At 72.1% G+C, this 13,716-nt stretch carries 10 protein-coding genes, 1 pseudogene and 4 riboswitches; of the genes and pseudogenes, 6 read left to right on the top strand and 5 right to left on the bottom strand.

What is annotated here, in order from left to right; genetic code table 11:
* Nucleotides 1-452 precede the first annotated feature (452 nt).
* The 3 genes and pseudogenes from AB0E85_RS23680 to AB0E85_RS23690 form a co-directional block, all read right to left on the bottom strand.
* On the bottom strand, nt 453-2,258 hold the full coding sequence (locus tag AB0E85_RS23680; protein ID WP_361930478.1) for an ABC transporter ATP-binding protein: 1,806 nt from the start codon (nt 2,256-2,258) through the stop codon (nt 453-455).
* Between the two features lie 200 nt (nt 2,259-2,458).
* A complete protein-coding gene (locus AB0E85_RS23685; RefSeq protein ID WP_361930480.1) occupies nt 2,459-2,680 on the bottom strand; it encodes a hypothetical protein in 222 nt (73 codons plus the stop codon).
* 134 nt (nt 2,681-2,814) lie between these two features.
* Nucleotides 2,815-3,081: pseudogene (locus AB0E85_RS23690) on the bottom strand (hypothetical protein); the annotation flags it as partial.
* Nucleotides 3,082-3,363: 282 nt separating this feature from the next.
* A riboswitch (cobalamin riboswitch) is annotated at nt 3,364-3,585 on the top strand.
* Nucleotides 3,586-3,750: 165 nt separating this feature from the next.
* Between AB0E85_RS23690 and metE the strand changes: the two are divergent.
* Complete coding sequence (gene metE, locus AB0E85_RS23695) at nt 3,751-6,069, top strand: 5-methyltetrahydropteroyltriglutamate--homocysteine S-methyltransferase (protein WP_361930483.1); 2,319 nt, start codon at nt 3,751-3,753, stop codon at nt 6,067-6,069.
* Nucleotides 6,070-6,195: 126 nt separating this feature from the next.
* On the opposite strand, the gene AB0E85_RS23700 is transcribed toward metE, so the two are convergent.
* The gene (locus AB0E85_RS23700) at nt 6,196-6,588 is read right to left on the bottom strand and encodes a (2Fe-2S) ferredoxin domain-containing protein (protein WP_361930540.1); all 393 of its coding nucleotides are present in this window, start codon (nt 6,586-6,588) and stop codon (nt 6,196-6,198) included.
* A gap of 73 nt (nt 6,589-6,661) precedes the next feature.
* Nucleotides 6,662-6,785, bottom strand: a riboswitch (cobalamin riboswitch).
* A 52-nt stretch (nt 6,786-6,837) separates the two neighbouring features.
* On the bottom strand, nt 6,838-7,824 hold the full coding sequence (locus AB0E85_RS23705; protein WP_361930486.1) for a ferric reductase-like transmembrane domain-containing protein: 987 nt from the start codon (nt 7,822-7,824) through the stop codon (nt 6,838-6,840).
* 216 nt (nt 7,825-8,040) lie between these two features.
* A riboswitch (cobalamin riboswitch) is annotated at nt 8,041-8,281 on the top strand.
* 114 nt (nt 8,282-8,395) lie between these two features.
* On the opposite strand from AB0E85_RS23705, the gene AB0E85_RS23710 reads away from it, so the two are divergent.
* From AB0E85_RS23710 to AB0E85_RS23730, 5 genes are read left to right on the top strand one after another with little or no spacing between them, the layout of a single operon-like run.
* The gene (locus AB0E85_RS23710; RefSeq protein ID WP_361930489.1) at nt 8,396-9,256 is read left to right on the top strand and encodes a hypothetical protein; all 861 of its coding nucleotides are present in this window, start codon (nt 8,396-8,398) and stop codon (nt 9,254-9,256) included.
* Nucleotides 9,253-10,275, top strand: a complete 1,023-nt coding sequence (locus tag AB0E85_RS23715; protein ID WP_361930492.1) for a cysteine synthase family protein — start codon at nt 9,253-9,255, stop codon at nt 10,273-10,275. The genes AB0E85_RS23710 and AB0E85_RS23715 overlap by 4 nt, the downstream gene beginning before the upstream one ends.
* Nucleotides 10,272-11,510, top strand: a complete 1,239-nt coding sequence (locus tag AB0E85_RS23720) for an ATP-grasp domain-containing protein (RefSeq protein WP_361930495.1) — start codon at nt 10,272-10,274, stop codon at nt 11,508-11,510. The genes AB0E85_RS23715 and AB0E85_RS23720 overlap by 4 nt, the downstream gene beginning before the upstream one ends.
* Nucleotides 11,503-12,753 carry an MFS transporter gene (locus tag AB0E85_RS23725; RefSeq protein ID WP_361930498.1) on the top strand — a complete coding sequence of 417 codons (1,251 nt, stop codon included), beginning with the start codon at nt 11,503-11,505 and terminating at the stop codon, nt 12,751-12,753. The genes AB0E85_RS23720 and AB0E85_RS23725 overlap by 8 nt, the downstream gene beginning before the upstream one ends.
* Complete coding sequence (locus tag AB0E85_RS23730) at nt 12,722-13,471, top strand: class I SAM-dependent methyltransferase (protein ID WP_361930501.1); 750 nt, start codon at nt 12,722-12,724, stop codon at nt 13,469-13,471. The genes AB0E85_RS23725 and AB0E85_RS23730 overlap by 32 nt, the downstream gene beginning before the upstream one ends.
* Nucleotides 13,472-13,526: 55 nt before the next feature.
* Nucleotides 13,527-13,709: riboswitch (cobalamin riboswitch) on the top strand.
* Nucleotides 13,710-13,716: the final 7 nt, after the last annotated feature.

The raw sequence follows: 13,716 nt of genomic DNA on the forward strand, positions 1-13,716 counted from the left end.
GCTGCGATCCGTTGGCCGGTTGCCGGGTGTCGGCGGCGCCGAGTGGTGCGGGGATCGTGCGCGCGTGCTCAGGCAGGGCGCTCGATGGCCTGGAGGAGGTCCGCGAAGGTGGTGCGGGTCGCCGGGTCGCCGATGACCTTCGTGATCCACGCGCCGGCTGCGCGGTCACCGCCGTCGTGATCAGCGCCATGGGAGCCCGCAGCGGGAAAGGCGCACCGGGGCGCGGAGTGGGCAGCCGGCCGATGCCCGTGCGCATCATGTCGATCGGGCGGTCGTCCGGCCTGCTCCGCGGGCCTGCTCGCCCTCGGCCCTGAGCACGGCACGGGGACTCCCGGGCGAGGGACGAACCAAGCGGGCAGGGAACCGCCGTAGCCGGCTGCCCCCGCCGTGCGGCGGGGGCAGCCGGTGGATGACGGCCGTCAGCACCGGCGAGCCCCCAGGTCAGGCCCGTCTCACCCCAAGGGGCGTCCCGCTGCGGTCAGGAACTGCGTCGCCGCGAGTTGCGCGTACAGCTCGTCCTCGGCCACCAGCTCCTCATGGGTGCCGACCGCGCGGACCGTGCCCGCGTCCATGACGACGATGCGGTCGGCGTCCGTGACGGTCGACAGGCGATGGGCCACCACCAGCACGGTCGTCTCGCGTGCCGTCTCGGCGATGACGTCCCGCAGTGCCAGCTCGTTGACGGCGTCGAGCTGCGAGGTCGCCTCGTCCAGGAGCAGCAGCCGGGGCCTGCGCAGCAGCGCGCGGGCGATCGCGACGCGCTGGCGCTCGCCGCCGGACAGTCTCGTGCCGCGGTGCCCGACCGGGGTGTCCAGGCCGTGCGGGAGACGCTCGACGAGGGCGTCGAGCCTGGTCCGGGTGAGGATCTCGCGTATCTCGTCGTCGGTCGCGCCGGGCGCGGCGAAGACCAGGTTCTCCCGCAGCGTGCCGGCCAGCACCGGCGCGTCCTGCTCGACGTACCCGATGACGGACCGCAGCTCGGACAGCGGCCACTTCGTCACGTCCTTGCCGTCGACCAGGACACGGCCGCCGGTCGCTTCGTAGAACCGCTCGACGAGCGCGAAGACCGTCGACTTGCCCGCGCCCGAGGGGCCGACGAACGCCGTCATTCCGCCGCCCGGCACCTCGAAGTCCACCCGCTGGTGGATGTCCGGCGACCCGGTCCCGTAGCGGAAGGACACCTCCTCGAAGCGAACCGACGCCGGACGTGGCGGCACCGCCTTGGCCGCCGCGGGCCGCGCCGGCCGGTGCCCGTCCTGCTTCTCCGTCGCCAGGTCGTCCACCTGCGCGATCCGGGCGATCGCGGCCGCGCCCTCCTGGTAGTGGGACGCTGCCTCGACCAGCTGGTACACCGGCTCCATCAGGAAGAAGAGGTACAGCAGGAAAGCGATCAGGGTGGACACGGGCAGGTCCCCGGACGCCACCCGCGCCCCGCCTACGGCGAGGACGGCGAGGAACGCCAGCTCGACGGCGAGGTTGTCCGCCGAACCCAGCAGGGCCTCCCACTTCGCGCTGCGCACGCCGTGGCGCCACGCCCTGCGTGCCGCCGCCTCGACGCGAGCGGTCTCCCGCTCCTCGGCGCCGGACGCCTTCACCGTACGGAACGCGCCGAAGACCCGCTCCAGGCCCGTGGACATCTCCCCGACAGCCGCCTGCGCACGCTCGGCGGCCTGCCCGATCTTCGGCAGCACCAGCGCGGCAGCCACACCGACGACCGCGACGACTCCGAGCGTGACGCCCAACAGGACGGCATCGAGGAACGCCATCACCACGACCGCCGCGACCAGCGTCACCGCCCCCGTCGCCGCGGAGACCACCGCCTGGGTGCTGACCGCCCGCAGCAGCGTGGTGTCGGAGGTCACCCGGGACATCAGATCGCCCGGCTGCATCCGGTCCACCTCCGCCAGGCGCAGCCGCAGCAACCGCCCCATGAGGCTGCGGCGGGCGGCGAGCACCACCGACTCCGCCGTCCGTTCCAGCACATAGGCGCCGAACGCCTCGGCCACCATGCCCAGCAGGACCAGGACGGTCATGGCCAGCAGGATGGTGCCGATCGTGCCACCGGACGAGAGCCGGTCGACCAGCGCCTTCGTGGCCAGGGGCTGGAGCAGCCCGCCGGCGGCCCCTGCCAGCGCCAACAGCAGACCGAGCACGACGGCCCACCGGTGCGGACGGACGTACCCGTACAGCGCCTTGAGCGTCTCGCTGGTGCGCAGGGACTCGGCACCCGTCGCCTCACGGGCGGATGCGGTGTTCACAGGATTCCTTTCCTACGTGGTCGGCCACGCACCGCGTCAGCGGCTGCGGGCACCGGCCCACTGGGGCGTGTCGTGCGAGGAGTTCAGGGCGTACGACGGCCAGGCAGATGCGGTCCAGCTTGGCTGGGGGGTGCACCCGACGAACGCCGGATGGTCGAACCCTCAGGGACCCTGAGCGGATGTGCTCGCCGATCGCCGGCTCAGTGGACCAGTGAGGCCGCGCGCGTGGCGAAGATGTGCGCCCCTGCCTCGTAGAAGTCAGGACGGACGACGAACAGGACACCGGCGCCCGCCACCAGCGTCAGGCCCAGGAGTTCCAGCAACCGGCCACCGCGAGGTGTGATGTCACGGCCGGGCACGTCGATGCCGGCCGACGCCCCGACGGTGGTCCCGGGCTCCTTGTCACGAACGTGCTGTGTCATGCCGCCAGCCTGGGCGCCCGGCCGTTCTCCGCACATCCGGCGACTGTCGGGTCCACCCCCGCCGGGTGGCTGGAGAAGACCGGCCTCGGGTAGGAGCCATGGAGCCGTCGCTCGGCCTCCCGGGGTGCCCACCCGCCGGGCAGGGCGAGGATGGCCAGGATGTGGCCCACGTAGAGGGTCAGTGACATCGTGCCGACGGCGATGACCGGTGCTGCCGGCCGGCGCCGCCACGGCAGTCGGTCCCACGCCACCGTCGCGCACAGGAGCACCGTGATCGCGATCCCCACGCAGCCGACGAGGTCGAACGTGGAGGCGCTGTGCGGCTCGGCCGCCAGCAGCCCCCATGCGTCGGGGCCCCACAGCCCACCGCCGACCGGCAGGTCGAAAGATCCCGCTGCGCTGCTCCAGCGGATGGTGGAGGGCCGGGCTGCTCGGCCGGAAGGCGGGCCGTGGGTTCCACACCTACGACCAGGGCTGCGGGCCTGGTACGAGCGGGCTGATGGGCCCGCGACCGCCAACGGGAGTGAGGTTCCCGCACGGCGTCACAGGGGAAGGGCGGGAAGCGCGCATGCGGAGCTTCCCGCCCTGTTGCGTATGCGCATCCCTCAGGTCCCGTCCTGCGCGTGCGCCACCTCACCATCCGAATGACGGGCGCCCTCCTCCCCTTCGACGCGCCACGCCGTAGGCTGACCGGTGCAGCTGGTTCGTCCCGTCCGCCAGGCGGGATGTCGTAAGAGGGAACCCGGTGGGAATCCGGGACTGCCCCGCAGCGGTGAGCGGGAACGACCGCCGTCATACGCACTGGGCCCACGAACAGGGCCCGGGAAGCGACGGCCAGTAGGTGTCCTCACATGGTGAGGACGTGCCCGCGAGTCCGAAGACCTGCCAACTGCCCGCGCGCGAACCACTCGTGCGCGGACATCCCGGTGACCTCGAGGGCGGGTCGGCGTACATACCAGGCGGACGACCGTGCCTTGCCGCGCAAGCTCGCGACCGTCCGGTACGTCACCCCTTCGCGCTCTCGTCCCGTCTCCGGGATCTCAGGGATTCATCTCGCGAAGGAGATCTCCGTGACCACCAAGACCGCAGCCGCGGCAGCACGGGCCACCGTGTACGGCTACCCCCGCCAGGGCCCGAACCGGGAGCTGAAGAAGGCGATCGAGGGCTACTGGAAGGGCCGCGTCACCGCCGACGCCCTCCGGGCCACCGCCGCCGGACTCCGTCGGAGCAACTGGCAGCAGCTCGCCGACGCCGGCATCCACGAGGTGCCCACCGGTGACTTCTCGTACTACGACCACGTCCTCGACACCAGCGTCATGGTCGGCGCCGTCCCCGAGCGGCACCGGGACGCCGTCGCGGCCGACGCCCTGGGCGGATACTTCGCCATGGCGCGCGGCACGCAGGACGTGGCGCCGCTGGAGATGACCAAGTGGTTCGACACCAACTACCACTACCTGGTGCCCGAGCTGGGTCCGGACACGGTCTTCACCGCCGACTCGGCCAAGCAGGTCGCCGAGCTCGAGGAAGCGCTGGCACTGGGACTGACCGCCCGCCCTGTCCTGGTCGGCCCGGTCACCTACCTGCTGCTCGCCAAGCCCGCCCCGGGGGTGTCCGCGGACTTCGAGCCGCTCACCCTCCTGGACCGCCTGCTGCCGGTGTACGCCGAGGTCCTCGCCGACCTGCGCGCGGCCGGTGCGGAGTGGGTCCAGCTGGACGAGCCCGCCCTCGTGCAGGACCGCACCCCGGCCGAGCTGAACGCCACCGAGCGCGCCTACCGCGATCTCGGTGCCCTCACCGACCGGCCGAAGCTGCTGGTCGCCTCGTACTTCGACCGGCTCGGCGAGGCTCTGCCGGTGCTGGCCAAAGCCCCGGTGGACGGGCTGGCCCTGGACTTCACCGACTCCGCCGCCGCCAACCTCGACGCCCTGGCCGCCGTCGGCGGCCTGCCCGGCAAGCGCCTGGTCGCCGGCGTGGTCAACGGCCGCAACATCTGGATCAACGACCTGTCGAAGTCCCTGTCCACCCTGGGCACCCTCCTCGCCTTCGCCGACCGGGTCGACGTGGCCGCCTCCTGCTCCCTGCTCCACGTCCCCCTCGACGCGTCCGCCGAGCGGGACATCGAGCCGCAGGTTTTGCGCTGGCTGGCCTTCGCGAAGCAGAAGAACGCCGAGATCGTCACCCTCGCCAAGGGCCTCGCCCGGGGCACGGATGCCATCACGGCCGAGCTGGCCGCCAACCGGGCCGATCTCGCCTCGCGCGCGAGTTCGCCCCTCACCAACGACCCGGCCGTACGCGCCCGTGCCGCCGCCGTCACCGAGGCCGACGCCCGCCGCTCCCAGCCGTACACCGAGCGGGCCGCGGCCCAGCGGGCCCACCTCGGGCTGCCGTTGCTGCCGACGACGACCATCGGCTCGTTTCCGCAGACCGGCGAACTGCGCGTGGCACGCGCCGACCTGCGCGCCGGTCGGATCGACGCCGCGGGGTACGAGGAACGCATCAAGGCCGAGATCCAGGATGTCATCTCCTTCCAGGAGAAGACCGGCATCGACGTCCTGGTGCACGGCGAGCCCGAGCGCAACGACATGGTCCAGTACTTCGCCGAGCAGCTGACCGGCTGCCTCGCCACTCGGCACGGCTGGGTCCAGTCCTACGGCACCCGCTACGTCCGCCCGCCGGTCCTGGCCGGCGACATCTCCCGCCCCGAGCCGATGACCGTGCGCTGGACGCGGTACGCCCAGTCCCTCACCGACCGCCCCGTCAAGGGCATGCTCACCGGCCCGGTCACCATGCTGGCCTGGTCCTTCGTCCGCGACGACCAGCCCCTTGGCGACACCGCACGCCAGGTCGCCCTCGCCCTGCGCGAGGAGGTGGGCGACCTGGAGGCGGCCGGGACGTCGGTCATCCAGGTCGACGAACCCGCCCTACGCGAGACGCTGCCGCTGCGCTGCACCGACCACCCGGCCTACCTCGCCTGGGCGACGGAGGCGTTCCGGCTCAGCACCTCCGGTGTTCGGCCGGACACCCAGATCCACACCCACATGTGCTACGCCGAGTTCGGCGACATCGTGCAGGCGATCGACGACCTCGACGCCGACGTCATCAGCCTGGAAGCCGCCCGGTCGCACATGCAGGTCGCCCGCGAACTCGCCGCCCACGGCTACCCGCGGCAGGCCGGTCCGGGTGTCTACGACATCCACTCCCCGCGCGTGCCGAGCGCCGAGGAAGCCGCCACGCTGCTGCGCACCGGCTTGAAGGCCATCCCTGCGGAGCGGCTGTGGGTCAACCCCGACTGCGGTCTCAAGACGCGCGGCTGGCCCGAGACCCGCGCCTCCCTGGAGAACGTGGTCGCCGCCGCCCGCACCGTCCGAGGTGAACTGTCCGCTTCCTGACCGCAGGGGTCCGGTGGGCCGGGACCTCTTGGACGTCCCGGCCCACCGGCCGCTGGTGCGGACGACTTCAGCCACCGTAAGCCCTGGCGGCCCCGCCGCGTACGCGCGCCCTGCCACCGCCGCCACTCAGGAAGCCGTCCGGCGGCGCGGCGGAGTGAAGGTGTACAGGTCGAGGATCTCCGGGCAGGGCGCGATGCCGGGGCCGCCCGCCCGTACCCAGGCGGCGATGTCCTCCGTCGCGTCCGGGTCGTTGACCAGTCCCAGCCACACCGGGCGGGCTCCGCCCGCCCGCCCGGCGGAGGAGGGCTGTACGACGATCACGTTGGCCTGCTCGCACACGTCCAGGCAGGCGGAGACACGTACGGGAGCCTCCGCACGCAGGCGCGCGGTCTGTGCGGCGTGGTCGACGCCGGTCACTTTCGCGGTGCCGCAGCAGCAGTCCCGGCACACGACGACGCGGCAGGGCACACCGCCGACCGGTCGCGCCGCCACCTCGGTGCCGTACGCCTCATCGCCCATGGTCTCGGACACGCCGAAACACCCCTCTCTTCCGGGGAGATCCGCCCCGGGTCGTTCGAGGAGGCGACGACGTGAGTCTCCTGGCTCTCGGGTCGCAGCTCGCCCCGGCCTTCCCGCCCTTGCGGGGCAGTGGCTCGTACGGGGTTCGCTCACCGATCACAGTGGCGGGACCGCGCCGGATTCGCACCGGCTTCCTCGGACCGTCGTCGCCCTGTCGCCGGCCATCATCCCATCGGCCGGCTGCCCCGGTCATTCCGGCTCGTGCGCGTGCGGACTCGTCGCGGGCGGCTCGGCCGGGCGTTCCCGGCCACCGTCATGGCCGGACGCCACCACGACGATCAGCCCCACCACGACGGTCCCGGCAGCCACCCGGCCGACGGCCCGCACCACCCAGCCCGGCGGCGACGCCCCCTCGCGCCGCCCGGGTGCGCCCAGTCGCTCGGCTCGCCGTGCGGGCCGTAGCAGGCGCAGCAAGAGCAGCACCGCGACCGGGAGTTGCAGCAGCCACAGCACGGTGCGCGGCCATTCGCCGTACCAGACGTTGGTGCCGTACAGCAGGGTGTGCCACACGCTCAGCACGTAGACGACGATCACGAAGCGGTGCAGTCGGCGCCAGGTGTTCGCCCCGATGCGGTGCCGGACGTAGAACAACAGGCCGAGCGGAACGGCCAGATAGAGGGCGCCCTGGCCGATGGGGATGGCGATGCGGCCGGTGCCGGAGTCGTACCAGCCAGGCACGAACGTGTCGGCGAAGCCCGCCCACAGCCGTTCGACCCACCCCAACTGAGCCTCGTAGCGGACGAGTTCGGCCGCGAACATCAGCGCGTGCGCGAACATCAGGGCCATCGTGGTCAGGCTCGTGGTGCGGTGCCAGCGCTCCAGGACCTGCCGCGAGACCGGCAGCCGTGCGGGGCGCGGCCCCGACAGCAGCAGGCCGAGCATGACCGTCCCCCAGGCCCACAGCAGTCCCGACCAGCCGAACGCCTGGCTGAGGAGGTACATCCAGTACGTGCCGGCATCGTCCATGAACGGCATGACCGCGACGGTCGCCGAGTCGCCCGACTCCATGCGCACCCAGAAGAACGCGAAGACGGCCGCCGTGACCACGACCGCCGCGGTCGCGTCGGGCAGCGCGGCGCGCAGGTCGGCACGCAGGGCGACGCGGTCGGGCGGACGCCTGTCGCGGGCGGGCGGCGCGGTCGTGCCGTCGTCCTCCGGCGTCGTCTCTGGCAGCATCCTGTGCCTTCCGGGGCGCGGGACACCGACGGGCGGTGTGCACGTGTGGTCGGAGCAACCAGTGTGTCCGAGGTGACCAGGTCGTACCGAGGCCACATCCGGCCACAGTGCTGGTGGGGGGAGGGACTCAATACCTCGGACTCGACGCCCGCCCGGGGCCGACCGCTTTCGGACAACCGACGAGACGCCCTCTGCCGAAGGCGCTCGGCCCGCCCTACGCTGATGCGTGCAGTCGGTTCGCGCCTCCTGTCCGACCGGACTTTCCGGGGCGCGACGCAAGAGGGAACCCGGTGGGAATCCGGGACTGTCCCGCAGCGGTGAGTGGGAACGACAGCCGTCAACAGCACTGGGCCCGGATCAAGCCGGGCCCGGGAAGCGACGGCCGGTAGGTGCCCTCCGGATCTTCCGGAGGGCGAGCCCACGAGTCCGAAGACCTGCCACTGCGCCCGTACGTGACGTGCGGGTTGTGCACGGTGACCTCGAGGACTGGGTCGGCGGTACGGACGGCTGCACCTGCGCTGCGCCGCGCCTCCTTCCCCACGCATCCGGGCTCGGGACAAGGAGGAGGAGGATGGCCGCGACCGTCTCCGGCGTCTGCCACGGCACCCTGGGCGAGCTGTACCAGGGCCCGCTGCGGGCGGGCCCCGATCCGGACATCGCTGTGGTGTCCTTTCCCGTGGACCGCCACTCCTGGGTCCACTTCGCCCCGGGCGGCGGCCCGCCGAACCCGCTGCCGCTGGGGAAGAAGTCCGCGACGGCGGCCCGGCTCTTCCTGCGGCACTTCGGGCTCACGCTGCCGCCGGGCCGCTGGGACGCCCACTCCGACCTGGAAATGGGCGTGGGGATGGCGAGTTCGACCGCCGACGTCGTGGCGACCCTGCGCTGTCTGTTCCGGCTTTTCGCGCTGCCCTACGACACCGACCTGGTCCTGGGCGTCCTGGCGGCGATCGAGCGTGCCGACAGTGTCTTCCTCGACGAGTTCGCGCTGTACCTCAGCGGCCGGCACCGAGTGGTCCGGCACCTGGGCACGGAGATCGGCTTCCACACCGCGTACATCACCGAGCCCGGGACCGTGGACACCACCGCCGTCACTGACTTGCTGCTGGATCACTATCGGCGGCACGGCGAGGAGTACGAGCGGTGCCTGACCGATCTGCTCAAGGGGTTCGCCTCGGGCGACCCGGCCGCCGTCGCACGGGCCACCACCACCAGTGCCGCGCTGTCGCAGCGGGCGCTGCCCAAAGCGTCGTTCGACAGCGTGCTCGCCCACCGCGAACGCTTCGGCGCCGACGGCGTCTTCGTCGCCCACACGGGCTGCCTGATCGGCTACCTCTTCCCCCACCGCCCCGACGCCGACCTCAAGTCGGAGCTGTCCGCGTTCTTCCACTCGCTCGGCCACCAGTGTTCCTTCGCCCAAGGAGGCTACGGGTGATCCACCCCCACATCGCCGACGCCCTCAAAGTTCCCGACCTGGTCCGGCTCACCGACGGAGTCGTCCTGATCCGGTTCGAGTCGATGAAGATCTACTCGGCCCTCGCCGCCGTACGCCATCTGCTGGAGCGGCGCTCGATCCGCCCGGGCCAGACGTTGATCGACAGCTCCAGCGGCATCTACGCCTACGCGCTGGCCCTGGCCTGTCACCGCTACGGCATGCGCTGCCACATCGTCGCGTCCACCACCGTCGACACCACCACCCGCGCCCAGTTGGAGATACTCGGCGCCACCGTGGAACAGGTCAGACCCTCCGAGAACCTCAAGCTGGACCAGGAGTTACGGGTGCGGCGGGTCAAGGAGATCCTCGCCGACCACCCCGACTGGCACTGGATGCGCCAGTACCACGACGACATCCACTACCTGGGCTACCGCGAGATCGCCGACCGGATCACCAGCGCCCTCCCCGGCGCCGCGCTCACCGTCGTCGGAGGGGTGGGCTCCGGAGCCTCCACGGGCGGCCTCGTGGAACGCCTGCGTGCCACAGACCCCTCGGTGCGGCTGGTCGGCGTCCAGCCGTTCGGCAGCGTCACCTTCGGCAGCCAGGACCACCACGACCCGGAGGCGATCATCGCCGGCATCGGGTCGTCGATCGTCTTCGACAACGTCCGCCACCACCTCTACGACACCCTGCACTGGCTGGACTTCAGCCACGCCATGTCCGGCACGGTCGCCCTGCTGCGCGACCACGCCGTCTTCGCCGGGCTGTCCACCGGCGCCGGATACCTGGCCGCGACGTACGAGGCGCGCCGCCACCCGGACCGACTGCACCTGGTGATCGGCGCCGACACCGGACACCGCTACGTCGAACGCGTCTTCGCCCGGCACCCGGAAGCCCTGGACCCCGCTGCCCTGAAGCCCGTCGAGGTATCCGCACCCGAGGAGATGACCATGCCCTGGTCCAGAACAGCGTGGCGGCGCACCGCCCGCCCGGCCGGCGGGAAGGAGCGAGCGGCGTGAGCATCGCATGCCTGGAATCCCTCACCTTCGGCCTCGGACACGTGGTCCGCGCCGCCGGCGCGCTCGGCGAGCGTCTGATCCTGCTCACCCGCGACCGCTCCTCCTACACCTACGAGTTGGAGCACCTTCCGCCGGACGCCCTGGACGTCGTGGAGACGGACACCTTCGACGTGGAGGGGGTGGCGGACGTACTGCGCCGGACGCCCCGGCTGCGCGGCCTGATCAGCTCCACGGACACCTGGACGCTGGTCGGCGCGGAACTCTCGGGCCGCCTCGGCCTGCCCGGGCTGGATCCGGCCGTACTGCGGGTGACCCGGGACAAGGCGACTGTGCGCAACCGGTTGCACGACGCCGGTCTGACGCGCGGACGGGCCGCGGAGGCGTCCGGGGCCGAGTTGCGGCAACTGGTGCCCAAGGAAGTCGGTCTGCCCGCCGTCCTGAAGGACACGGCGGGCACCGGCAGCCAGAACGTCTGGCTGGTCCGCGACGAGGCCGAGCTGGCGGAGGCCCTCGCCGAGGCGGCCGGGCGGGAGCTGAAGGGGCGGCTGTTCGCGGAGCCGTACTTCAGCGGGCCGGTGTACAGCGCCGAGACCCTCACCTGGGCGGGCCGGACGCGGCTGCTGGGCGTCTCCAGCCGGCTGATGTCGCCGGAGCCGTACTTCCGGGAGGAGATCACGGCGTTCCCCGTGGCGTTCCCGGAGGCGCGACGGGCCGTACTGGAGCGGTGGCTCGACGAGGTGCTCGCGGCAATCGGCTACACCGACCGCTTCGCACACGTGGAGTTCGTGCTCACCACCGGCGGCCCGGAGGTCGTCGAGATCAATCCGCGGATCGGGGGCGCCCTGGTCGGGGAGGGCATGTGCCGGGCGCTCGGCGTCAACGTGTACGAGGCGATGATCGAGACCGCGCTCGGGCGCCGTCCCCGCCTGATGGACGCGGACCTGCCCGGCGGCCCGGCGGTGGCCTTCGTCCTGGGCTACCCGGCGGCGCCCGGGGTGTTCACCGGCGTCGCCGGGCTGGACCGCCTTGCGGACCTGCCGGGAGCACCGGCCTGGTACCCCGTCAGGTCCCTCGGCGACCCCGTCGAGCACCTGACCGACAGCCGCGGATACGCGGGCATCGTCTACGCGGAAGGCGAGACCGCCGAACTGGCCACGCACCACGCGGTGGCCGCCGCCAACGCCCTGACGGTGCTCACGGAGCCGTTCCCGGAGGCCGGGAACACCGGTGGCTGACCGCGCACCGGGCGGCGACGGCCTGCGGGCCGCGCTGTCTACGCTCGACGGCCCCCTGCGGTTCCTGCTGCTCAGCTCGTTCCTGATCCCGCTCGGCAGCTTCATGGTCCTGCCGTTCATGTCGGTGTTCCTGCACGAACGGCTCGGCATGGGCCTCGGCACGGTCGGAGTCGTCCTCGCCGTGGCGTCCCTCGTGCAGTTCTCCGGAGGGGTCGTGGGCGGCGCCTTGGCGGACCGCATCGGGCTGCGCCGCACGATGCTGTGGGCGCTGGTCATCCGCACGGCCGGGTTCGTGGGCCTGCTCCTCGCCCTGCGCTGGCCGCCCCTGGCCGTCGGAGCGCTGGTGCTGACCTGCTGCGGGGCCGCGCTGTACCTGCCCGCCAACAAGGCGTACCTCGTGCACGGCGTGGACGACGAGCGCCGCCCGGCGTTCCTGTCGGCGGGCAACGCGGCCCTCAACGCGGGCATGGCGGTGGGTCCGTTGATCGCCGGGCCGTTCGTGCTGTCCTCGCCCGGCTGGCTGTTCATCGCCGTCACGGCGCTGTTCGTCCTGGTCACGGCGGGCCACGCACGGCTTCCCGCGACGACCGCACAGGAACATCCGTCCGAGCAGGGCCTGCTGACCGGCATCGCGCTCCTGCCCTTCGCCACCAACGCGCTCGCCTTCTACCTCTACTTCCACTTCCAGCACTTCTTGGCGGTGTACGCAGCCGAACGGGCCTCCAGCACGTTCTACAGCCTCGTCCTGCTCCTCTGCTTCGTACTGGTGATCGTCGTCCAGCCCCTCGCCTCCGGCCTGATCCGGCGCATGCCCTACGCGACGGCCCTGGCGGTGGGCTTCGGGGGCCTGGCTGCCGGGCTGGCCGTGCTGACGATCGGTACCCGGCCCGCGCTCCTCGCGGGCGGAGCGCTGATCACCCTGGGCGACATCGTCCTGTTCCTGAAGAACGACCTGGAGGCCCTGTCCCGCAGCCCGCGCTCCGACGCCGTGGTCTTCGGTCAGCAACGGCTGGCCGCGGGGCTCGGCGCCTGCGCCAGTGGCGTACTCGGCGGCCAGCTCTACGGCCTCACCGAACACGCCGGGAGCACCGGCTGGTTCTGGCTGCTGGCCGCCGCACAGTGCCTGCTGCTGCCCCCAGTACTGCTGGCGCTGCGCGACCGCACGCCGAATCACCCCCAACCACACGACGACGAAGGAGCACTGAGACCGCATGACACGGACGGGCGGGTTCCAGGACGATGACTTCTGGACGGAGTTCCACGACTTCCTCTTCTCCGATCAACGCCACACGCAGGCCGAGGAACTGCTGGCCACCTCTCCTCTGCTGTCCTTCCCGGCCGGCGCCCGGGTGCTGGACCTGTGCTGCGGCCCCGGCGTGTTCACCGTGCCGCTCGCCCGCCGCGGCCACGACGTCACCGGTGTCGACCTGAGCCCGGCCATGCTGGAACGGGCCCGCAAGCGAACCGCCGAGGCAGGCGCCCAGGTCACCTACGTACAGGCCGACGCACGGGCATACGAGGCACCGGGCGCCTTCGACGTCGTCCTCAACATGTTCACCTCGTTCGGCTACTTCGAGGATCCCGCCGACAACGCCCGTGTGCTGCGCGTGATGCACGACTGCCTGGCTCCCGGAGGCACCCTCGTCCTGGACCTCGCCGGCAAGGAACTGCTGGCCCGCAAGGTCACCCCGCCGAAGGTGGTGCGGCGGGGCGAGGACCTGATGGTGCAGACCGACAGCGTGCAGGACGACTGGGCGCGGCTGCGCAGCGACTGGGTGCTGGTGCGGGGCGAGCGAGTGACGCGGGCCACCCTGGTGTGGTTCGTGTACAGCGCGGTCGAGCTGCGGCGCATGGCCGAGGAGGCGGGGTTCGGCCGCGTGGAGGTCTTCGGCGGGTTCGACGGCCGCCCCTACGACGAGAACGCCGAGCGGCTGGTGCTGCGGGCGGTCCGCGAGGGGTGACCGGTGGCACGGGGGCGTGCGATCGGGCCCGCGCGCCCTTTTGGCCTGGACTCGGCAGATCGTAGTATCACCGGGTCATCGCCGCGACGGGAGACAGGAAGCCGGTGCGAATCCGGCACGGTCCCGCCACTGTGACCGGGGAGTGCACCCTTCGACACGCCACTGCGCGCCGCGCGGGAAGGCAAGGGGGAGCGTCGATCCGGGAGTCAGGACACTGGCCTGTCGCGGGCCCGATCCGAGGAGCG

Source organism: Streptomyces sp. NPDC029044 (genome assembly GCF_040637495.1).
In the GTDB taxonomy this organism is placed as follows: domain Bacteria; phylum Actinomycetota; class Actinomycetes; order Streptomycetales; family Streptomycetaceae; genus Streptomyces.

What these genes read in the sequence shown, in the direction of transcription:
- AB0E85_RS23705 (WP_361930486.1), bottom strand. Translation starts at nt 7,824, where the DNA reads ATGCTGCCAGAGACGACGCCGGAGGACGACGGCACGACCGCGCCGCCC.
- AB0E85_RS23730 (WP_361930501.1), top strand. Translation starts at nt 12,722, where the DNA reads ATGACACGGACGGGCGGGTTCCAGGACGATGACTTCTGGACGGAGTTC.
- AB0E85_RS23685 (WP_361930480.1), bottom strand. Translation starts at nt 2,680, where the DNA reads ATGACACAGCACGTTCGTGACAAGGAGCCCGGGACCACCGTCGGGGCG.
- AB0E85_RS23710 (WP_361930489.1), top strand. Translation starts at nt 8,396, where the DNA reads ATGGCCGCGACCGTCTCCGGCGTCTGCCACGGCACCCTGGGCGAGCTG.
- AB0E85_RS23700 (WP_361930540.1), bottom strand. Translation starts at nt 6,588, where the DNA reads ATGGGCGATGAGGCGTACGGCACCGAGGTGGCGGCGCGACCGGTCGGC.